The sequence below is a fragment of the Paenibacillus hemerocallicola genome (genome assembly GCF_006265175.1).
GTDB lineage: Bacteria > Bacillota > Bacilli > Paenibacillales > NBRC-103111 > Paenibacillus_AB > Paenibacillus_AB hemerocallicola.
The window spans coordinates 20,419-40,378 of record NZ_VDCQ01000028.1 but is presented as its reverse complement, the minus strand read 5'-3'; the positions used below and the strand labels follow the sequence as shown (position 1 = coordinate 40,378).

Here is a 19,960-nt window from a genome sequence, read left to right as displayed (position 1 = left end):
CATGTCAAGCCGCAAAAAAGCCGGAACGGCTTACGGAACTCTACCGTAAATGGCGTTTAATGCCTCGTCCACCGTCGGATACCGGAATTCGAAGCCGTGCTCCAGCGCCACCTTCGGCAAGACGTGTTGTCCGGTCAGCAGCATCTCCGCCATCTCCCCGAGCGCCGCCTTCAGCGCGAATGCCGGGACGGGCAGCCAGTGAGGCCTGCGCATGGCCGAAGCGAGCGCTCGACCGAACCGGTCGTTCCGTACCGGATGCGGCGCGGTCGCATTGACCGGCCCCCGGATATCGGGCGTGTCGATGCAATAACGGATCAGACGGACGATATCGTCCGCATGAATCCAGCTCATCCATTGCCGGCCCGTGCCGACACGTCCGCCCGCTCCCAGCTTGTACGGAAGCGACATGAGGGGAAGAGCGCCTCCCTCGAGGCCCAGTACGAGACCGGTACGCAGCAGAATCAGCCGGGGAGCCGGTATCGCTCGGGCCGCCCGTTCCCATTGCTCGACCACTCCGGACAAAAAGTCGACATTGCGGACAGCGCTCGATTCATCATAAATGTCGGTCTCCGACGTACCGTAAATACCCATGGCCGAGCCGTTCACGACCGCCTTGGGCTTGTCGTTCAGCTGTCCGACGAGTCTGGCGAGCTTGTCGACCGTATCGAGCCGGGATTCGACGATGCGGCCTTTCGCCTGAGCGGTCCAGCGTTGATTGATCGATTCCCCGGACAAGTTGACGATGCCGTCCAAACCTTCGAACATCTGCTTCCGGTCCATGCATTCGTCCCAAGCGACCGTCTTCAAGCCGCCGCGAATGCCCCCGGATGCCGAACGGGAGATGAGCATCACTTCGTCCCCGCACGACTTCAAATACCGGATCAGTCTGCCGCCGATGAATCCGGTTCCGCCGGCTACCGCGATTTTCATCGTACGCTTCACCGCCCTTTGCGCTTTTCTTTCTTGATTTTACCATAACGCAACGGACGATGAAAAAAAACTGCAACGGCACAATCGGCATACAACCCTTGGGGCACCTTGATGAGCGGCTGAACCGCGTTGCCGCAAATAGAGGAACAACTTTCCGTTATTGTCCCAAATTCCGTTATAATCTTGAAGATAACGGAACAGACTTCCGTAATATCGATCTTTCGGGGTGAAAAAGATCATGAAACGTCGAATAAAGGAACGCTGTTCCGTTATTTTGCAATCGTCATGAGAACCCGGGTCAATAACTTACGTAAGTTCCGCTATTTGCTGGATTCGCGGTCCCGCAAGGCGCCGGCAAAGGCAAACCGGTCACCGAACATGCAGTACATGAATTCCCGTACGCGAATGATGCCGCCTTAGAAAAAAAGAAAGCTCCGCAAGGAGCCTTCGGGAGCCTATATGGAGATCTGCGAGCGAACGCCCGCCAGATCCGATCAATGCGGACATATGCTGCGCCGGTCCGGGTCAGAGCAACCATTGCAGAAGGTCGAACAAGGCCGCTATCCCTCCGCCGATCGCTACACCGATAACTTGATGCATGACGATACCCCTTTCCTGCCGTTCTGCTGGTTATTATGCCCTTTTCGGGCAAAAAATAACCCCGGCGGGTAAGGTTTGGAGCGCCATATTGCGAACCCCGAACAAGCTTACGGCGACGGGGCGGCCGCCGCTTGAACGACAAGCTTGACATAGTGGAATGCCCAATGCGAGCGTACCGGATCAAATAGCCGAAGGCTGACTGGATTTGCTTTTGGCCAGCTTCAGGTAGCCGTACATATTTTGCAGCTCGCTGTCTTCGACGAACCGCAGCCGGATCGAGCCTGCCGCCTCGAGCAAATAAGGCTTGAGCGCAGCGGCGCCTCCGCCGATGACGTAGAAGCATTGAATGTCCGGATATTTGTTCCACCGCTTCTTGATCATCTCGACGATCCGCACCGCCGCGCGGCTGAAATATTGGTCGACGATCGGCTTGATGTCCGCCTGCCCCTCGCCGATCCGCTGGATCGTGAACTGGCGCTGCCGGATGCGCTGGACGAGCTTGGCCCGGCTCGGGAACCGGTATCCGTACAAGTCCTCGATATCCCGCATGATCGGATCGAGATAGGTCGCAATGCCCATCTGCTCGCCGGTGCTGAACTGGTTGTCGATGCTCATCCGTTTCACGACGGGAAAATCGGTCGTCAACGCTCCGATCTCGCACACGCCGATACAGCCGTAATACACTTCCTCGTCGCGGATCTGCAGACTGTCGTAGGTGGAAATATGGTATAGCGCCGCCGCGCCTTCGATCGAGACGATAGCCCGCCGGATAATAACCTTCACGCGTCGGTTGCGCAGCTGGGGAGTCGACAGAAACGTCACCTCGTGCTCGCCGACGAGCCGCTCCTCGAACGTGCGGTTAAACTTGGCGTAGGTGCGGACCGGCAATCCCGTACCGATGATGTATTCCACTTCGTCCGAACCGGAGAACGTGGATGAGCTTGCGGATTCCGCCTTGACTCCCGCATAGGCGAGCGCCGTAAGCGCCACGACGAGGGATTGGTCCGACAACGCTTTATTGTCGGTTTCCTCGAGCTCGGTATTGTCCTGATTCTCGACGGCGAGCAGTCCGACGAAGTACCGCTGGTTCCGCTTGCTCAGCTTCGGGCTCTGGATGACGACGTCGAGCGCCTTCAGAGGGGAATCCTCCTCCTGCAAAATGTGCCGGTCGTACCCCGGCGCGACCACGTTGGGAACGATAATGGGCTCGTTCGATCCGTCCAATGCGACTTTGACGCTGTCGTTGCCTACGTCGATGCCAGCGAGCTTGATCATGCTTCTCTTCCTTTCTGAAATGCCGGAAAATGGATAGCTTCGTTACATGTAGGTTTCGATTCCCCCCTGCCAAACTCCTCCTTCATTCGTCAAAAGCCAACAAAAATAGTTCCTAAGTCAGGGAGGGTTTTGCACCCAAATGCCGAATTTAAGTACATCGTCAGGTTAAATTTTCCTAGCTTGGAGCGTGGCTATGAGGTTCAAATGGTTGAAGAAGCGGTTTACGTTCATGGTCATCCCCGACGCTAACAGCCATGTCGTCCGGTTCAGGCTATCCGGATGGGCGCTATCGCTCATGACGCTTTCCGTCGTATTGCTGGCGTCGCTCGCTGTTACTTTCTATATTATTCAATCCCGCAGCTTGGGAACGAACCAGCTGCTGGAGAACAAGCTCGTCGGCGTGACCGAGCAGTTCGAACAAACGGTCACCGAGAAGAACACGACGATCGAGCAGCTGCAGAACGATTTGGTTCGGCTGTCCCAGCAAGCCGATCAAGTGAAGGACAAGATCGAGGAGCTGAAGAAGCTCGAGAGCGAGATGAAGTCGCTGACCGGCATGAACGGCGACAAACCCGTCTCGATCTCCTCGGCTTCCCCGGGGAGCAGCTCTTCCTCGCATATGGGCGGCGGTTACACCCCGGCGACCGATAGCGATATCCGCGGCTTGATCGAGGATACGGAGCATCATTTCGACGATCTCGACAAAGAAATAGACGGACTGTTCGGCACCTTGTCCGAGACGAAGAAGCAGGTCGAGGAGATGCAGCAGCTGCTTGCGATTACGCCGAACATTTGGCCGGTCGATTCCCGCAACGTCTCGTCGGGGTTCGGCGTCCGCATCGATCCGTTCAACTATAGCCCGAGCTTCCATAACGGCATAGACATCGCGGGCCGCACCAACGATCCGGTGTTCGTTACGGCTGATGGAACGGTGACCGCCACGGGATATGACAAATCCGAGGGCAATCATATCGTCGTCGACCACGGGAACGGGCTTCACACGCATTACATGCATCTGAACGAAATTCTCGTCAAGAAAGGCGATAAAGTGAAGAAGGGCGAGCAGATCGGCAAGGTCGGTTCCACCGGCCGCAGCACGGGCCCCCATCTTCATTACGGCGTGCTCAAGAACGGCGCCGTCATCGACCCGCGACCTTACTTGAAAGCATCGAGAAAGGACGAACCGTGATGTTCAAAAAGAAAACGAGAACGATGAATCCGAACACGACGGATACATTGATCGGAGAAGGAACCATTTTTGACGGCCGGATCAAATCGGAGGCGGGCATCCGCGTCGAAGGGCATATTACCGGCAACGTGGAAAGCGAGGGCGACGTTACCGTAGGAGAGAACGGCTCGGTCAAATCGAACATTGCGGCACGCAACGTGCTGATCGCCGGAACGGTGCACGGCAACATCGCCACCAAAGGAAGCGTACGCATTATGTCGACGGGCAAGCTGTACGGCAATACGACGACCCAATCGCTCATTATCGAGGAAGGCGGGCTGTTCCAAGGCAACAGCCGGGTGGAAACGGCCGGTTCTACGGCTCCGGCGACCGAGACCCAGCAGACGCAGCAATCGCAGCAACAGCAGCATCCGGACAGCCAGCCGTTCGCTTCGACGGCTCCGTCGACCGGAGGGCAGCACGGTTCTCCCTCCTCCCCGGCTCCGGCGCCCGCTTTCGGCTACAGCAGCTCGACTTCTCCTCTATGAACGGAACGCTGAAACAAAGACAACCCCCGGACCGGACGCTCGATGCGTCGGACGGGGGTTGTTGCGTTGCGTTCTCTTAATCGTCGCTGGACAAAATGCCGAGCAGACGCAGCAAGTACAAGAACAAGTTGATGAAGTTCAAATACAGGTTCAATACGGCGAGCGGGATCGCCTCATCGGGCAAGCCGTGCTTGTATTGGGAAATGTCGTACAGGATGAAGCCGGAGAAGATGATCACGCCGAATGCCGCAATCATTAGCCCGAGCGTGCCGCCGAAGCCGCCGACGAACAACCCGATGAGACTGAAGCCGATCAGGACGAGAATGCCGACGGTCAGAAAGCCTCCCAGGAAGCTGAAATCCCTCTTGGAGTAATACGCGTAAGCCGTCAGCCCTCCGAAGATGATCCCCGTCAGCAGAAATGCGGTCGTAACGAGCGACGGGCCGCCGACGGACGTATAATAGGAGATGCTCGGAAATACCGTGATGCCGCTAATCAGACAAAACGTGAAGACGAAGCCGTACCCGATCGATTTCCCTTTGCGGCGGATGAAAAAAGCGGCCACCAGCATGACCAGCTCCACGATGATGAGCGGCAGGAACAGCGCCGGCGGGATAAACATGCCGACGAACGATCCGATAAACGAGATGAGAATCGACAGCGTGAACATGCGCAGCAGTTTGTGGAACGGCGCATTGTAGGTCGATTGATGCTCGCCGGATAAGGATTGCTGTTGCTCCAGATTCATCGAAAACCCTCCCGAATGGTTGTACCTATATTTGGTATTAGTATATCATATGAAACGGTTTTCATACTGAATTTCTTCGACCTCGCGACTATCTCGCCGCATACCCGGTCAGCGCAAGCATGACCTTGGACAAAAAGGGAAAGCTGTTAGGGAAGATCGTTTTTTCCTATAATACAGCCGCCTATCGGGGACTTCAAAGCGATCCGGCAAATCGGGCGGCAGACTGCGAGGTGAACCGGTTGAATTCTTTTCTTGCTTTCGTAAGCGCGCACTGGCTGTCCCTGCTGCTGATCGCGGGACTCCTCGTCGCAATCGGGTTCGTGTACAAGCATAAGAACAAGTATGCCAAGAACGAATTCGAATAACCGCGGGACTACGCTAAAAAGAAAAACGCCTGCCTCCCGGCAGACGCACACTTTACTAACGAAGCGCCTTAAGCGCGATATCCGTACGGTACTGCATCCCTTCGAAGCGGATACGTTCCGCATCCGCATAGGCCTTGGCGCGGGCTTCTTCGATGCCGGCGCCCTTCGCGGTTACTCCGAGCACCCGCCCGCCGTCGGTGACGATTTGACCGTCCTTCTCCGCCGTACCGGCATGGAACACGACGGAATCCCGCACCTCGTCCAAGCCGTGGATCGGAATTCCTTTCGGATAGCTGCCCGGGTATCCGCCCGATGCGAGAATGACGCAAACGGCCGACTCGTCGCTCCAGCGAATATCCATGTCCTGCAGACGTCCGTTGATCGTCGCGAGGAAAATGTCGATCAAGTCGGTCTCGAGGAGAGACAACACGACCTGCGTCTCCGGATCGCCGAAGCGCGCATTGAATTCGATCGTCTTCGGTCCGTCCGCCGTAATCATGAGTCCCGCGAACAACACGCCCCGGAACGAACGTCCTTCCTTCACCATCGCTTCGGCCGTCGGTTTGATGATCGTCTCGATCGCCTCGTCGATGACCGATTGCGCGATGTGCGGCAGCGGGCTGTACGTTCCCATGCCTCCCGTGTTCGGGCCTTTGTCTCCGTCGAATATTTGCTTGTGGTCCTGGGAAGGCACCATCGGCCGGACGACATTCCCGTCCACGAACGACAAGATGGACATTTCCTGTCCTTGCAAAAATTCCTCGATGACGACTTGGCTGCCGGATTTGCCGAACACCTTGTCGACCATAATTTCGCGCAGCGCCTTCTCCGCTTCTTCCAGCGTTTGGGCTACGATTACGCCTTTGCCCGCAGCCAGTCCGTCGGCTTTGATGACGATCGGAACGCCCTGCTTGCGAACGTAAGCCAGCGCGGCCTCGTAATCCTCGAACGATTCGTAGGCGGCGGTCGGAATGTTGTATTTTTTCAGCAGCTCCTTCGTGAACACCTTGGAGCCTTCGATAATCGCCGCATTTTTGCGCGGACCGAACACGGGGATATTGCGCTCCTCCAGCACATCGACTATGCCGTCCGCAAGCGGATCGTCCGGACCTACGACAACGAGGTCGATCGCATAATCGAGCGCGAATTGGGCGATCTGCGCGAACTCGCTTTCTTTAATCGGCACGCATTCCGCCAGCTGGGCGATGCCCGCATTTCCCGGAGCGCAATAAATGTGCGAGATGCGGGCGCTTTTGCGGAGCGCCCATATGATCGCGTGTTCCCTTCCGCCTTTGCCAATGACCAAAATACGCAAGTCCGATACCCTCCCGAATCTGTTGTTCAGCTATGAGGAACTGTTAGGTGCCGTATCGTTATAACGTTACAGCACTATTTGTTGACGATATGCGTTTCCGTTTTGCCGGTAGCCTTATCGATCGTTTTGACGAGCAGCGAAATTTTGTTGTCCGCATTCAGCCGGTCCCAATAAAAAGCGGCCGTTTGCGCGATATCGTCGAACAGCGGCATCAGCACCGGCTCGCCCTGGAACGAAGGGAGCGGATTGCCGTCGCCGGCATACGTCGTGACGCAATGCCCGAAGCCCGCAATGCCTTGCTCGTAGTGGAAATAATGGCGCATCGTCTGCGACGCGTCGCCCTGATTCGTCTTCAGGATGGACAGCTTATACGCGCAGCTCGCGTCGGACAAATCCACCAGCCCGGAAATGCGCGGCGTATAATTGGGGGCGTCCGGCTCCCAGGTCCGGGTCGTAAGCGCCTGCTCGAACGTACCGCCGCTCGCGAGAGCGTCGTATACCGTGTCGGTCTGATCGCCATTCGTCACGATATGGGCCGAGCCCGTATGCCGGACCGGGTAATAAATGATCAGGGAAGGATCGGTCAGCTTGGCCGGGTCTTTCGCTTCCGTGCGCACGAATCCATTCTCTTCGCCGATAAATACGCGGTTGCGGCTGTTCTCGCTGCGTCCCATAATCCAATACACTTGCGCGTAACGCGTCCCGTCCGGCGTCAAGCCGATCACAATCCCCCGTCCGGGATACGGATTCGATTGCAGACGGCCGGCGTTGATTTCCGCCGTTTGGCTCCATTGTTGTGTCACGACAACGTTCTCCTTTTCCTTGTGCGGATTAATGGTGGAACAACCGTACGCCCGAGTAGGCCATGACCATGCCGTAGTCGTTGGCGGCCTGCACGACTTCCTCGTCGCGCATCGAGCTGCCCGCCTGGATGACATAACGGACACCGCTGCGGCTCGCCCTGTCGATGTTGTCCCGGAACGGCAGGAACGCGTCGGAGCCGTACGATACGCCGGTCAAGCCTTTCAGCCATTCCCGCTTCTCTGCCGGCGTCAGACGCTGCGGCACTTCCTCGAAGCAGGCTTCCCAGCTCGCTTGCTCGACCTCCGTCAATTCGTCCTCCAGCCACAGGTCGATCGCGTTGTTTTGCTCCGGGCGGGACAGGCCTTGGCGGAACTTCATGCTCAGCGCGGTCGGATGCTGGCGCAAATACCAACGGTCGGCTTTGTCTCCGGCCAGCCGCGTACAGTGAATGCGCGATTGCTGTCCGGCGCCGATGCCGATCGTTTGGCCGTCCAGCGCGTAGCAGATCGAGTTGGATTGCGTATATTTGAGCGTAATGAGCGAGACGAGCATGTCGCGTTTCGCTTCTTCGGTCAATTCCTTGTTGTTCGTTACGATATGGTCGAACACCGAAGCGTCGATCGTACCGTTGTTGCGCTCCTGCTGCATTTTCAGGCCGAACAGGGTGCGGGTTTCGATCGGTGCCGGCACGTAGTCCGGATCGATTTCCAGAATGAGGAATTTCCCGCCCTTTTTCGCTTTGAGGATGTCGAGCGCCGCTTCGCTGTAGCCCGGGGCTACGATCAGGTCGGACACCTCGCGCTTCAGCAGCTTGGCTGTCGACTCGTCCACGATGTCGCTGAGTGCCGCGGCGTCGCCGAACGAGGACATCCGGTCCGCGCCGCGCGCTCGCGCGTATGCGGTCGCGAGCTCGGACAGCTCCAGGCCTTCCACGAAGTAAGCTTTCTTCAGCGTATCGCTCAGCGGAGCATAGACCGCCGCGCCGGCCGGGCTGACGTGCTTGAACGAGGCAGCCGCAGGCAAGCCTGTCGCCTGGCGCAGCTCGCGCACGAGCTGGAACGCGTTCAGCGCGTCCAGCAGGTTGATGAAGCCGGGATCGCCGTTCAGCACGCGGATCGGCAGCTCGCCTTCGCCCTCTTGGTACAGCTTCGCTTCTTTTTGGTGCGGATTCATTCCGTAACGCAAATGGATTTCGTTTGGCATTGTGGACCATCCTTCAATTAGTTTCGATAAAAGCGATGTTCGTACCCGGCACAGCCGTTTCGGACCGTTTCCGGTATATCCCGCCGCTGCCGCTTCTTACCGCCAGCCGACCCGCCGACCGTCGCCGCTCAAGGCGACCCTGCCTTCCCGAATCGCCCGGATGACCGAAGGGTACAGCTCGTGCTCGACCGGATGAATTTTATCGGCCAGCGTGTCCGCCGTGTCGCCTTCGGCCACTTCGACGGCACGCTGGGCGATGATCGGCCCCGTGTCCATTCCGCCGTCGACGAAGTGGACGGTTACGCCGGTCACCTTCACACCATGAGCCAACGCTTGCCCGATTGCATCCAGACCCGGAAACGACGGGAGCAGCGATGGGTGTATATTGACGATCCGTCCTTCGTACGGCTGAAGCAGCGTGTCGGAAATGATCCGCATATAGCCGGCCAGCACGACAAGGTCGATCCGCTGCTCCTGCATCCGCTTGACGATTTCCGATTCGTACGCTTCCTTGGAGGCATACTCCTTCGGACGGAAAGCGAACGTCTCCACGCCGGCCGCGGCCGCACGCTCCGCCACCTTCGCGCCCGGCCTATCGCAGACAAGAAGCCCGACTTCGACATCGAGCTTCCCGGCTTGCACCGCGTCTACGATCGCCTGGAAGTTAGAACCGCTTCCCGAGGCGAATACCGCAATGCGAAATGGCGCCATTACACATCCGCTCCGTCAAACGTCACGATTTGCTCGCCCTCGGTAACGGTTCCGATCCGATAGGCCTTCTCCCCTTGCGCCTCGGCAAGACGGATCGCTTCCTCCGCCTGATCCGCCGGGACGACGAGCACCATGCCGATACCCATGTTGAACGTGCGGAACATATCGTTGTTCGATACGGAACCGGCGTCCTGCAGCAGCTTGAAGATCGGCAGGATCGGCCAGGAGCCGTAATCGATCCGAACGTTGACGCCTTCCGGCAGCACGCGCGGAATGTTCTCCAGGAAGCCTCCGCCCGTAATGTGCGCCATTCCTTTAATATTCACTTGTTCGAGCAAAGCCAGAATCGGCTTCACATATATTTTCGTAGGCGCGAGCAGCGTATCGCCGAGCTTGCCGCCGAGCTCCGCCACAACGTCGTGCAGACTGTAGCCTTTATCCTGCAGCAGCAGCTTGCGCACGAGCGAGAAGCCGTTCGAGTGCACTCCGCTGGAGGCGAAGCCGAGAACCGCATCCCCCGGGGCGATGGACCGGCCGTCGATAATCTTCTTCTTGTCGACGATGCCTACCGTAAACCCGGCGATATCGTATTCGCCCTCGCCGTACATGCCCGGCATTTCCGCCGTCTCTCCGCCGATCAGCGAACAGCCGGACTGCAGACAGCCGTCGGCGATGCCCTTCACGATCGCTTCGATTTTTTCCGGTACGACTTTGTCGCAAGCCAGATAGTCGAGGAAAAAGAGCGGCTCCGCTCCTTGCACGACGATATCGTTGACGCACATTGCCACCGCGTCGATGCCGATCGTATCGTGCTTGTCCATCGCGAAGGCGATCTTCAGCTTCGTGCCGACGCCGTCCGTTCCGGACACGAGCACCGGCTCCTCGTATTTGTCCTTGTTCAGGCCGAACAAGGCCCCGAATCCGCCAAGCTCCGTCAGCACTTCCGGACGGAACGTCTTCTGCACGTGCTTCTTCATCCGGACGACGGCTTCATTGCCCGCCGCGATGTCCACTCCCGCTTGCTTATACGCTTCCGACAAACTCGTTCACTCCTTGGGATAGGTGGTTAATATAGTAAATGATATCGATCAGTCGCAGCCGCCGCAAGCCGCCGCAGCGGTCTCTTCGTCGTTGGGCACCTGAGTCGGGTATACGTTATCGAAGCAAGCGGTGCAATGCCCGCCGTGCTCCTCGTCGGACAGCCGTCCGATCGATTCGATCAAGCCTTCCTTCGTCAGGAAATGGAGCGAATCCGCATTGATCGCCTTGCGGATTTCCTCGATCGATTTCTGCGATGCGATCAGTTCCTTGCGGTCCGGCGTATCGATGCCGTAGAAGCAAGGATTTTTGAACGGCGGCGAGCTGATGCGCACGTGCACTTCCTTCGCCCCCGCTTCCCTCAGCAGGTTGACGATCCTGAGGGAGGTCGTGCCGCGAACGATCGAGTCGTCGATCATGACGACGCGTTTGCCTTCCACCACTTTGCGGACGGCGCTCAGCTTCATCTTGACGCCCTGCTCGCGCAGCTCCTGGCTCGGCTGGATAAAGGTCCGGCCGGTGTAGCGGTTTTTGATCAGTCCCAGCTCATACGGAATTCCGGTTTGCTCGGCAAAACCGATCGCCGCGGAAATGCTCGAATCCGGCACCCCGGTGACGATGTCGGCGTCGACGAACGCTTCCATCGCCAGCTGCCGTCCCATCCGCTTGCGCGCGCTGTGCACGTTGACCGCGTCGATATCGCTGTCCGGACGGGAGAAGTAAATATACTCCATCGCGCAAACCGCACGCTTAAGCGACGGGGAGAACCGGTCTTCCTTCATTCCCGCGCCGTCCAGAATGAGCAGCTCGCCCGGCTCGATGTCGCGGACGTATTCCGCGCCTACCGCGTCGAAAGCGCATGTCTCGGAGGCGAATATCCAGGCGTCGCCAAGCTTGCCGAGCACGAAAGGCCGCAGTCCGTGCGGGTCGCGCGCCGCAATCAGCTTGCCGTTCGTCATGAACAGGAACGCGTACGCCCCGTTAAGCTCGGCCAGTGCGTCACGCACCGCTTCCACGATGTCGTCGTGCTGCGAACGGGCGATCAGATGGGCGACGACCTCCGTGTCGCTGGACGTTTGAAAAATCGACCCCTGCCTCTCCAGCCTTTTGCGGATTTCCGGGGCGTTGACGATATTCCCGTTCGTTGCGACGGCGAGATCGCCTTCGCGGTATTTGAATACGAGCGGCTGGGCATTCGCCAGCTTGCTCTCCCCGGCGGTGGAATAGCGCACGTGCGCGATCGCCACGGCCCCTTCCAACGACGACAGCTTGTCATTGTCGAACACTTCCTTCACGAGCCCCATACCGCGATGGTAATGGAACTGGCTCCCGTCGGACGTGCAGATGCCGCCGCTTTCCTGTCCTCTATGCTGGAGGGCGTGAAGCCCGTAATAGCACAAATGGGAAGCTTCGGGATGTCCGTACACCCCGAAGACGCCGCATTCTTCCTTCAATTTGTCGAACAAATTTTCGCGATTGATGCCTTCATTGTAAAAGTCCCCCGTCCAAAGCGGTGCTGCGGGATACTTTATTGCATCAAGCATGGGATCGCATCCTTCCAAACCTTTTCTAGGTGGGCGACAGGCGACTGGATGGCTTGTTTTGCGTTTACTCCGATTATCAAATCTTGGCCTTGCACGTTGCCGATGTTCCGTACCGGAACGCCGTTTCCGGCGATCCAAGCTTCCAGCTCGGCCGCTTTGTCCGGAGATGCGCTGAGCAGGATGCGGGATTGGCTTTCGCTGAACAGCTCGATGTCGGACCGCAGGTCCGTTTTCACGCTTACGCTCGCGCCGATGCGGCCGCTGATGCACGATTCGGCGAGCGCCGCGGCGAGTCCGCCTTCGGACAAATCGTGCGCGGAAGCGACGAGACCTTTCTGGATCGCGCCGAGAACCGTATCGAGCAGCTTCTTCTCGGTATCGAGATCGATTTGCGGCGGACGGCCTTCCGTTACGCCGTGTACGACTTTCTGGAATTCGCTGCCGCCGAGCTCCGCCTTCGTCTCGCCGAGCAGCAGGATGACGTCGCCGTCCTTCTTGAAGCCTTGCGTCGTTATATGATCCAGATCGTGGACGAGACCGACCATGCCGATTACCGGCGTCGGATAAATGGCGCCCTTCGCGTTCTCGTTGTACAAGCTCACGTTGCCGCCGATGACCGGTGCGTTCAGCTTGCGGCAAGCTTCGGAAATGCCGTCGGCCGCTTTCTCCAGCTGCCAGAAAATTTCCGGCTTCTCCGGGCTTCCGAAGTTCAGGTTGTCCGTAATCGCGAGCGGCTCCGCGCCCGAGCACACGATATTGCGCGCGGCCTCGGCTACGGCGATCGCTCCGCCTACTTCCGGATCGAGGTACACGTAACGTCCGTTGCAGTCCGTCGTCATGGCCAGCGCCTTGCGCGTACCGGTAACGCCGACGACGGCGGCATCCGAGCCCGGACGCACGTACGTGCTGGTCCGCACCATGTAATCGTATTGATTGTATACCCATTCCTTGCTCGCGACCGTCGGAGACGCCAGCACTTTCTTAAGCGCATCCGTCAAGTCGGCCGGTTCCGCATAGCGGGTCGTATCGACCGACGCCTGCTGCTCGTAATAAGCCGGAACTTTGGACGGCTTGTTGTACACCGGACATTCGTCGACGAGCGCCTTTACCGGCAAGTCGCCTACGAGCTGACCTTTATGGAACAGCTTCAGACTGCCGTCGTCGGTTACTTTGCCTACTTTCGCGCAAATGAGTCCCCAACGCTCGAAAATTTCTTTCGCTTGCGCCTCATGCTCCGGCTTCACGACGAACAGCATCCGCTCCTGCGATTCCGACAGCATCATTTCGTAAGGCGTCATGCCTTCTTCGCGCTGTGGCACCTCGTCGAGGTACAGCTCCATGCCGTTGCCGGCCTTGCTCGCCATCTCCGAGCTGGAGCAGGTGAGGCCTGCCGCGCCCATATCCTGGATGCCGACGACGATGCCGGAGTTGATCAGCTCGAGCGTCGCTTCCAGCACGAGCTTCTCCATGAACGGGTCGCCTACTTGAACCGCCGGACGCTTCGCTTCCGATTCCGCCGTCAGCTCCTCGGAGGCGAAGGTCGCTCCGTGGATGCCGTCGCGGCCGGTAGCGGGACCTACGTAAAATACGGGGTTGCCGACGCCCTGAGCGACGCCTTTTTGAATTTTATCGTGATCGATGAGGCCTACGCACATCGCATTGACAAGAGGATTGCCTTCGTAGCTTTCGTCGAACATGACTTCCCCGGCTACGGTCGGGATGCCGATACAGTTGCCGTAACCGGCGATGCCCGATACGACATGCTCGAACAAATATTTGACCCGGTCGTTCTCGAGCGAGCCGAAGCGGAGCGAGTTGAGCAGCGCCACGGGACGTGCGCCCATCGAGAAAATGTCGCGGATAATGCCGCCTACGCCGGTTGCCGCGCCTTGGAAAGGCTCGATCGCCGAAGGGTGGTTATGGCTTTCGATTTTGAACACGACGGCTTGGTTGTCGCCGATATCGACGATGCCTGCGCCTTCGCCCGGTCCCATCAGGACGCGCGGTCCGGTGATCGGGAAACGCTTCAAAATCGGTTTGGAGTTTTTGTACGAGCAGTGCTCCGACCACATGACGCTGAATACGCCGATTTCCACGTAATTCGGCTTCCGTCCGAGGAAACCGCAAATGAGGTCGTACTCGCTGTCCGTAACACCCATTTGCTTGTATATTTTCTGCTCCGCGATTTGTTCCGCCGTCGGTTCCTTAACGGACAACTGCTGCGCCATGTTTCTCCCTCCATGCGTTCAAAATCGACGTAAACATCCGTTTGCCGTCCTCCGAGCCGAGCAATTGATCGACGGCCCGCTCCGGGTGAGGCATCATGCCTACCACGTTGCCTTGCTTATTGCTGATGCCGGCGATATCGTCCACCGAGCCGTTCGGATTTTCGCCATTGTAGCGGAATACGATCTGGTTGTTCGCTTTCAGCTCCGCGAGCGTCGCGTCGTCGCAATAGTAGTTTCCTTCGCCGTGCGCGATCGGGATATCGATCAGCTCGCCCTCCGCATATTGCGTCGTGAACGGATTGCCGTTGTTCTCCACGCGCAGCTGGGCGGAATGACAGCGGAATTTGAGCGACTTGTTGCGCAGCATGGCGCCCGGAAGCAATCCCGATTCGAGCAATATTTGAAAGCCGTTGCAAATGCCGAGTACGAACTTTCCTTGCTCCGCCGCTTTCACAACCTCATTCATGACCGGAGCAAAACGGGAAATCGCGCCGCAGCGCAAGTAGTCGCCGTAGGAGAAGCCGCCGGGAACGAGAATGGCGTCATATTTGGACAAATCGGTCGTCGTATGCCAGACGTATTCGACCGGTTGGCCGATCGTCTGTTCGACCGCCTTGAAGCAGTCGATGTCGCAGTTCGAGCCGGGGAAAACGAGAACCGCAAAATTCATGGGTCGGTACCCTCCTTATACTGTGCTTGCCTTCTTGCGATTACAGGGAAAGCTCGAAACGGTAGTCTTCGATAACCGTATTGGCGAGCAGCTTCTCGCACATCGCTTTGACGCGGGTTTCCGCCTCCGAGCGGTCGTTCGTGTCGAGCTCGAGCTCCATATATTTGCCGATGCGCACTTTGCCGACTTCCGAGAAGCCCATCGAGTGCAGGGCGCCTTGTACGGCGCTTCCTTGCGGGTCGAGTACGTTTTGCTTGATCGTCACGTAGACGGTTGCTTTAATCATGGGAAAGTTCCTCCTCATTATCGATCCGTTAAAAGTCCGGTGAATAAGTCCGCTCCGGGTCCGGAAGATGCCTCCGATCGCCGTTGTTCTCAGATTTTTGGATTCAATAAGCCCTAATATATGGGGGCTCCCCCGAAAGTAATCGGAATATGCTTCGAAGATTTACTTCACTTTTGGGGGATCTCTTGAAAATCCGACAACAAATGCGAACGCTATCGCTTCTACGACATCCTTCCGGACCCTCCGCTAACTTGTTCACCGGATTTAGAGCGTTCGGGCTTACTGGCCCGTCAAACGGTTCAAAATATCGCGGTAGCGGCGCGAAGTTTCCTCCACGACCGAAGCCGGCAGCGGGTCGGGCTCGCTGTTTTTGTCCCAATCGGAATTGGATAAATACGTGCGCACCGGCTCTTTGTCCATGCTGTCGATCTCGATGTCCAGCTCGTAGTTTTCTTTCGCCCAGAATCGCGACGAGTCCGGGGTGAATATTTCGTCGATCAGAATCACCTTGCCGTCGACCAGCCCGAATTCGAATTTCGTATCGGCGAGCACGATGCCCCGTTCCTGACAGTAGGCGTGGGCGTATTCGTACAGCTTCAGGCTCTTCTCGCGTAGCTCGGCGGCGATTTCCTTGCCGACCAGCTCTTCCATCCGCTCGAACGAAATATCCTCGTCATGGCCGACGTCGTTTTTCGCCGCAGGGGTGAAGATCGGCTGTGCGAACTTCTCGTTTTTGCGCATGCCTTCGGGAAGCTTGATGCCGTTAATCTCGCCCGTTTTCTGGTATTGTCTCCAGCCGCCGCCCGTAATATAGCCGCGGACGACGCATTCGATGTCGATGCGCTGCGCCTTCTTCGTCACCATGAAGCGGTGCTTCATAATGTCCGCATCGCGGACCAAGCCTGCCGGCAGCTTCTCCAGGTCGGCATGGATCAGATGATTTTCCATAAAATCGGCCGTTTGCCCGAACCAGAATTTGCTCACCTGGTTGAGCACGTTGCCCTTGTCCGGCACGGCCGGGCTGAGCACGTAGTCGAATGCGGATATCCGGTCGGTGACGACCATCAGGAAATGCTCTCCCAAATCGTACATTTCCCGTACTTTTCCTTTGTACAGCAGCGGTGCGTTCACATAGTCCGCAGCGGTCGAGATCGCCGTCGTAGCGCTCAAGGTAAAAGCCTCCTTTAGTTCTGATAAGCTGGTCCTGCCAGGGAACTTGCAAAGAACGTATCGCGAATAGCGGAGCTTTATTCCGTTAAGCTCGATATTTCGGGTCGTTTCCGGCAAATAAAGGAACTGGGTTCCGTTAAACAGCCGTCTACGGGCTACAACGGCACTACAGTCGCTAGATAACGGAACGTAGTTCCGCTATTGGTTACGTCGCCGCTTTTTTCAGCCGAATAACGTACTCCAGTTCCGCTATTGCCTATTAACCCCGTTAGTCAGTTCAAGCCGAGTCGGGCAAAGATCGTATCCACATGCTTCAAATGCCAGCTCGGATCGAAGCAATCGGCGATCTCCTCCGCCGACAGGTGCTCGCGGATCGCGGCGTCGCCCTCGACGATGTCGCGGAACGAACGCTGCTCCTCCCAAGCCTGCATCGCCTTCGGCTGCACCGTATCGTATGCCTGCTCCCGGCTGAAGCCTTTGTCGATCAGCTTCGTCATGACGCGTCCGGAGAACGGTACGTCGTATGTGCTTCTCATGTTGCGCAGCATGTTGTCCGGGAACACGGTCAAGTTTTTGATAATGTTGCCAAGACGGTTCAGCATGTAGTTGATCAGGATCGTCGAGTCCGGCAGGATGATCCGTTCCACGGACGAATGGGAAATGTCGCGTTCATGCCAGAGCGTGACGTTCTCGTAAGCGGAAATCATATGTCCGCGAATGACGCGCGACAAGCCGGAAATGCTCTCGCAGCCGATCGGGTTGCGCTTGTGCGGCATCGCCGACGAGCCCTTCTGCCCTTTCGCGAACGGCTCCTCCACTTCGCGGAACTCGCTCTTCTGCAGGGCGCGAATCTCGGTGGCGAACTTGTCGAGCGACGTGGCGATCAGGGCGAGCGTCGCCATATAGTCGGCATGACGATCGCGCTGAAGCGTCTGCGTCGAGATCGGCGCCGCTTTCGTACCTAACTTGCCGCAAACGTATTGTTCGATAAACGGATCGATATCGGCATAAGTACCGACAGCACCGGACATTTTACCAAACTGTACGCCGTCTGCGGCAGCCTGGAACCGATCCAGATTCCGCTTCATTTCTTCGTACCACAAAGCCATTTTCAGACCGAAGGTCGTAGGCTGGGCATGAACGCCATGTGTGCGGCCCATCATCGGAGTGCTTTTATATTGAACCGCTTTTCCCTTTAAAATCTCGATAAAATTGACCAAATCTTTCTCGATAATCTCGTTCGCTTGGCGCAGCAAATAGCCGAGCGCGGTATCTACGACGTCGGTCGATGTCAGCCCGTAATGCACCCATTTGCGCTCCGGTCCAAGCGTCTCGGATACGGCGCGCGTGAAGGCGATAACGTCATGCCGGGTTTCCACTTCGATTTCATAGATGCGATCGATGTTAAAGCCGGCCTTCTCTCTGATTGCTTGTACGTCTTCCTTCGGAATGTGGCCCAGCTCCGACCAAGCTTCGCAGGAAAGAATTTCGACTTCGAGCCAAGCTTTGAATTTGTTTTCTTCGGTCCAAATGGCGGCCATTTCCGGCCGGCTGTAACGCTGCAGCATTGGGCTGATCCCTCCGATATGAAATCTCTTTATATGGTCAATCCTTTATACCGTTAACAACAAACAACCGAATCGTTCAGGAACTTGGCTGTCCGGGGAAGCCGCAGTCGCAATCAGCTTCTCCATATCGGAGATTGCTCCACCCAACCGATCGCTTTCTCCACGTCGTCCGTCAGCAGGTTGACATGTCCCATCTTGCGCTTCGTCTTCGCCTCGTGCTTGCCGTACAAATGCACCTTGGCGGCAACGCCTTCGGGAAGGCCCGCCTCGTCTCCCATCCATTCGAGGAGCGGTGCCACGTGCTCGCCCAAAATGTTGGCCATGACGACGGGAGTCAGCAGCTCGACCGGGCCGAGCGGCAAGTTGCAAATCGCCCGCACATGCTGCTCGAACTGGGACGTCCGGCACGCTTCCATCGTATAATGGCCGGAATTGTGGGGCCGCGGCGCCAATTCGTTGACGTACAGCTCTCCGTCGCGGGTAAGGAACATTTCTACGGCAATCAATCCGATAACCTGAAGCGCATCGGCGATGCGGACCGCCATCCGTTCGGCCTGCGCCAAAACTTCGCTATCCGCCCGGGCGGGGACGATGGACAAGTGCAAAATATTATCGACATGAATATTTTCCGCCGCCGGGAAAGCTTTCGTTTCTCCTCGCGGGCTGCGCGCCGCAATGACGGATATTTCTTTGTCGAACCGGATAAACTGCTCCAGCACGAGCTCCGTCTTGGCCCGGGCGAGCGTCTCGTACGCTTGCTCGATCTCGTCCTCCGAGCGGATCACCCACTGGCCTTTCCCGTCATAACCGCCGGTAGCGGTCTTGAGCACGCAAGGAGTGCCGAGCTCGCGAACCGCTTCGCGCAGCTCCGCCGCGCTGCGGATTTCCCGGTATGGCGCCACCTTGACGCCGGCCGCCTCGATCGCCCGCTTCTCGCGCAGCCGGTGCTGCGTCGTGTACAGCAGCTCGCTGCCCTGCGGCACGTACGATTCGCTCATCAGCATGCCGGCCACGCCCGCATCGACGTTCTCGAATTCGTACGTAATGACGTCCGAACGCTCCGCCAGCCGCTTCGCGGCTTCCGCATCGTCGTAAGGCGCCACGATCTGCTCGTCCGCCACTTGCCCCAGAGGGGAGTCCGGCGTAGGATCGAGCGTCGCGAATCGATAGCCCATCGCCCGTCCGGCCAGCGCCAGCATGCGGCCCAATTGGCCGCCGCCCAGCACCCCGATCGTGCTGCCGGGCAAGATTACCTTGCCTTCATGCTCGGCCATTACGCGTCCGCCCCCAACGTCTCGCTCATCTTCAGCACGTGCTCGCGAAGCCGCTCGCGCCGTTCAAGAAACCGGGCCGTCAGGTCCGGATCGTGAATGCCCAATATTTGCGCGGCCAGAAGTCCCGCGTTCGTAGCTCCGGCATTGCCGATCGCCACAGTGGCAACCGGTATGCCGCCCGGCATTTGCACGATCGACAGAAGCGAGTCCAGACCGTTCAGGCTGGATGACTTCACGGGTACGCCTATCACCGGAAGCTCCGTCTTGGAGGCGACCATGCCCGGCAAATGCGCCGCGCCGCCCGCGCCGGCGATGATGACCTGCAGCCCGCGCTCCCTCGCCGATATCGCGTATTCGAACATCAAGTCGGGAGTCCGGTGTGCGGATACCACCTTTTTCTCATACGGCACTTCCAGCTCGTCGAGGATGTCGCATGCGTGCTTCATCGTCTCCCAGTCGGAGTTGCTTCCCATAATAACGCCTACCTTCGCCGCCATATCCAACCTTCTCTCCGT

At 57.9% G+C, this 19,960-nt stretch carries 19 protein-coding genes; 3 read left to right on the top strand and 16 right to left on the bottom strand.

Features of this window, described 5'->3' with window-relative positions; genetic code table 11:
• Nucleotides 1–30 precede the first annotated feature (30 nt).
• A complete protein-coding gene (locus tag FE784_RS19815; protein WP_139603965.1) occupies nucleotides 31–930 on the bottom strand; it encodes a TIGR01777 family oxidoreductase in 900 nt (299 codons plus the stop codon).
• A gap of 780 nt (nucleotides 931–1,710) precedes the next feature.
• On the bottom strand, nucleotides 1,711–2,805 hold the full coding sequence (locus FE784_RS19810) for a ParM/StbA family protein (RefSeq protein ID WP_139603964.1): 1,095 nt from the start codon (nucleotides 2,803–2,805) through the stop codon (nucleotides 1,711–1,713).
• A 193-nt stretch (nucleotides 2,806–2,998) separates the two neighbouring features.
• Between FE784_RS19810 and FE784_RS19805 the strand changes: the two genes are divergently transcribed.
• Complete coding sequence (locus FE784_RS19805; RefSeq protein WP_139603963.1) at nucleotides 2,999–3,994, top strand: M23 family metallopeptidase; 996 nt, start codon at nucleotides 2,999–3,001, stop codon at nucleotides 3,992–3,994.
• Nucleotides 3,994–4,521, top strand: coding sequence for a bactofilin family protein (locus FE784_RS19800; protein ID WP_139603962.1), 528 nt, complete (start codon nucleotides 3,994–3,996; stop codon nucleotides 4,519–4,521). Before FE784_RS19805 ends, FE784_RS19800 begins: the two co-directional genes overlap by 1 nt.
• A 76-nt stretch (nucleotides 4,522–4,597) precedes the next feature.
• Here the strand turns inward: FE784_RS19800 and FE784_RS19795 are convergent, their stop codons facing one another.
• A complete protein-coding gene (locus FE784_RS19795; protein ID WP_139603961.1) occupies nucleotides 4,598–5,269 on the bottom strand; it encodes a Bax inhibitor-1/YccA family protein in 672 nt (223 codons plus the stop codon).
• A 119-nt stretch (nucleotides 5,270–5,388) separates the two neighbouring features.
• On the opposite strand from FE784_RS19795, the gene FE784_RS19790 reads away from it, so the two are divergent.
• The gene (locus FE784_RS19790) at nucleotides 5,389–5,634 is read left to right on the top strand and encodes a hypothetical protein (RefSeq protein WP_139603960.1); all 246 of its coding nucleotides are present in this window, start codon (nucleotides 5,389–5,391) and stop codon (nucleotides 5,632–5,634) included.
• Nucleotides 5,635–5,689: 55 nt separating this feature from the next.
• On the opposite strand, the gene purD is transcribed toward FE784_RS19790, so the two are convergent.
• The 13 genes from purD to purE all read right to left on the bottom strand — a co-directional run bounded on the left by purD (nucleotide 5,690) and on the right by purE (nucleotide 19,942).
• Nucleotides 5,690–6,949: a phosphoribosylamine--glycine ligase gene (gene purD / locus FE784_RS19785; protein ID WP_139603959.1), complete on the bottom strand. Its 1,260-nt coding sequence runs from the start codon at nucleotides 6,947–6,949 to the stop codon at nucleotides 5,690–5,692.
• 74 nt (nucleotides 6,950–7,023) lie between these two features.
• Nucleotides 7,024–7,752, bottom strand: coding sequence for an IMP cyclohydrolase (locus FE784_RS19780; protein WP_246132107.1), 729 nt, complete (start codon nucleotides 7,750–7,752; stop codon nucleotides 7,024–7,026).
• A gap of 28 nt (nucleotides 7,753–7,780) precedes the next feature.
• On the bottom strand, nucleotides 7,781–8,956 hold the full coding sequence (locus tag FE784_RS19775) for a phosphoribosylaminoimidazolecarboxamide formyltransferase (RefSeq protein ID WP_139603957.1): 1,176 nt from the start codon (nucleotides 8,954–8,956) through the stop codon (nucleotides 7,781–7,783).
• A 96-nt stretch (nucleotides 8,957–9,052) separates the two neighbouring features.
• A complete protein-coding gene (purN, locus tag FE784_RS19770) occupies nucleotides 9,053–9,667 on the bottom strand; it encodes a phosphoribosylglycinamide formyltransferase (RefSeq protein ID WP_139603956.1) in 615 nt (204 codons plus the stop codon).
• Nucleotides 9,667–10,707: a phosphoribosylformylglycinamidine cyclo-ligase gene (gene purM, locus FE784_RS19765; RefSeq protein ID WP_139603955.1), complete on the bottom strand. Its 1,041-nt coding sequence runs from the start codon at nucleotides 10,705–10,707 to the stop codon at nucleotides 9,667–9,669. Before purM ends, purN begins: the two co-directional genes overlap by 1 nt.
• A gap of 48 nt (nucleotides 10,708–10,755) precedes the next feature.
• A complete protein-coding gene (gene purF, locus FE784_RS19760; RefSeq protein ID WP_139603954.1) occupies nucleotides 10,756–12,249 on the bottom strand; it encodes an amidophosphoribosyltransferase in 1,494 nt (497 codons plus the stop codon).
• Nucleotides 12,234–14,477, bottom strand: coding sequence for a phosphoribosylformylglycinamidine synthase subunit PurL (gene purL / locus FE784_RS19755; RefSeq protein WP_139603953.1), 2,244 nt, complete (start codon nucleotides 14,475–14,477; stop codon nucleotides 12,234–12,236). The genes purF and purL overlap by 16 nt, the downstream gene beginning before the upstream one ends.
• On the bottom strand, nucleotides 14,455–15,147 hold the full coding sequence (gene purQ / locus FE784_RS19750) for a phosphoribosylformylglycinamidine synthase subunit PurQ (RefSeq protein ID WP_139603952.1): 693 nt from the start codon (nucleotides 15,145–15,147) through the stop codon (nucleotides 14,455–14,457). The genes purL and purQ overlap by 23 nt, the downstream gene beginning before the upstream one ends.
• A 40-nt stretch (nucleotides 15,148–15,187) precedes the next feature.
• Entirely contained in the window at nucleotides 15,188–15,433 is a 246-nt protein-coding gene (gene purS, locus FE784_RS19745; protein ID WP_139603951.1) for a phosphoribosylformylglycinamidine synthase subunit PurS, read from the bottom strand.
• A 279-nt stretch (nucleotides 15,434–15,712) separates the two neighbouring features.
• Nucleotides 15,713–16,603 carry a phosphoribosylaminoimidazolesuccinocarboxamide synthase gene (locus FE784_RS19740; protein WP_139603950.1) on the bottom strand — a complete coding sequence of 297 codons (891 nt, stop codon included), beginning with the start codon at nucleotides 16,601–16,603 and terminating at the stop codon, nucleotides 15,713–15,715.
• A 272-nt stretch (nucleotides 16,604–16,875) separates the two neighbouring features.
• On the bottom strand, nucleotides 16,876–18,171 hold the full coding sequence (gene purB, locus FE784_RS19735; protein WP_139603949.1) for an adenylosuccinate lyase: 1,296 nt from the start codon (nucleotides 18,169–18,171) through the stop codon (nucleotides 16,876–16,878).
• Between the two features lie 113 nt (nucleotides 18,172–18,284).
• On the bottom strand, nucleotides 18,285–19,445 hold the full coding sequence (gene purK / locus FE784_RS19730; RefSeq protein ID WP_139603948.1) for a 5-(carboxyamino)imidazole ribonucleotide synthase: 1,161 nt from the start codon (nucleotides 19,443–19,445) through the stop codon (nucleotides 18,285–18,287).
• On the bottom strand, nucleotides 19,445–19,942 hold the full coding sequence (gene purE / locus FE784_RS19725) for a 5-(carboxyamino)imidazole ribonucleotide mutase (RefSeq protein WP_139603947.1): 498 nt from the start codon (nucleotides 19,940–19,942) through the stop codon (nucleotides 19,445–19,447). The genes purK and purE overlap by 1 nt, the downstream gene beginning before the upstream one ends.
• Nucleotides 19,943–19,960: the final 18 nt, after the last annotated feature.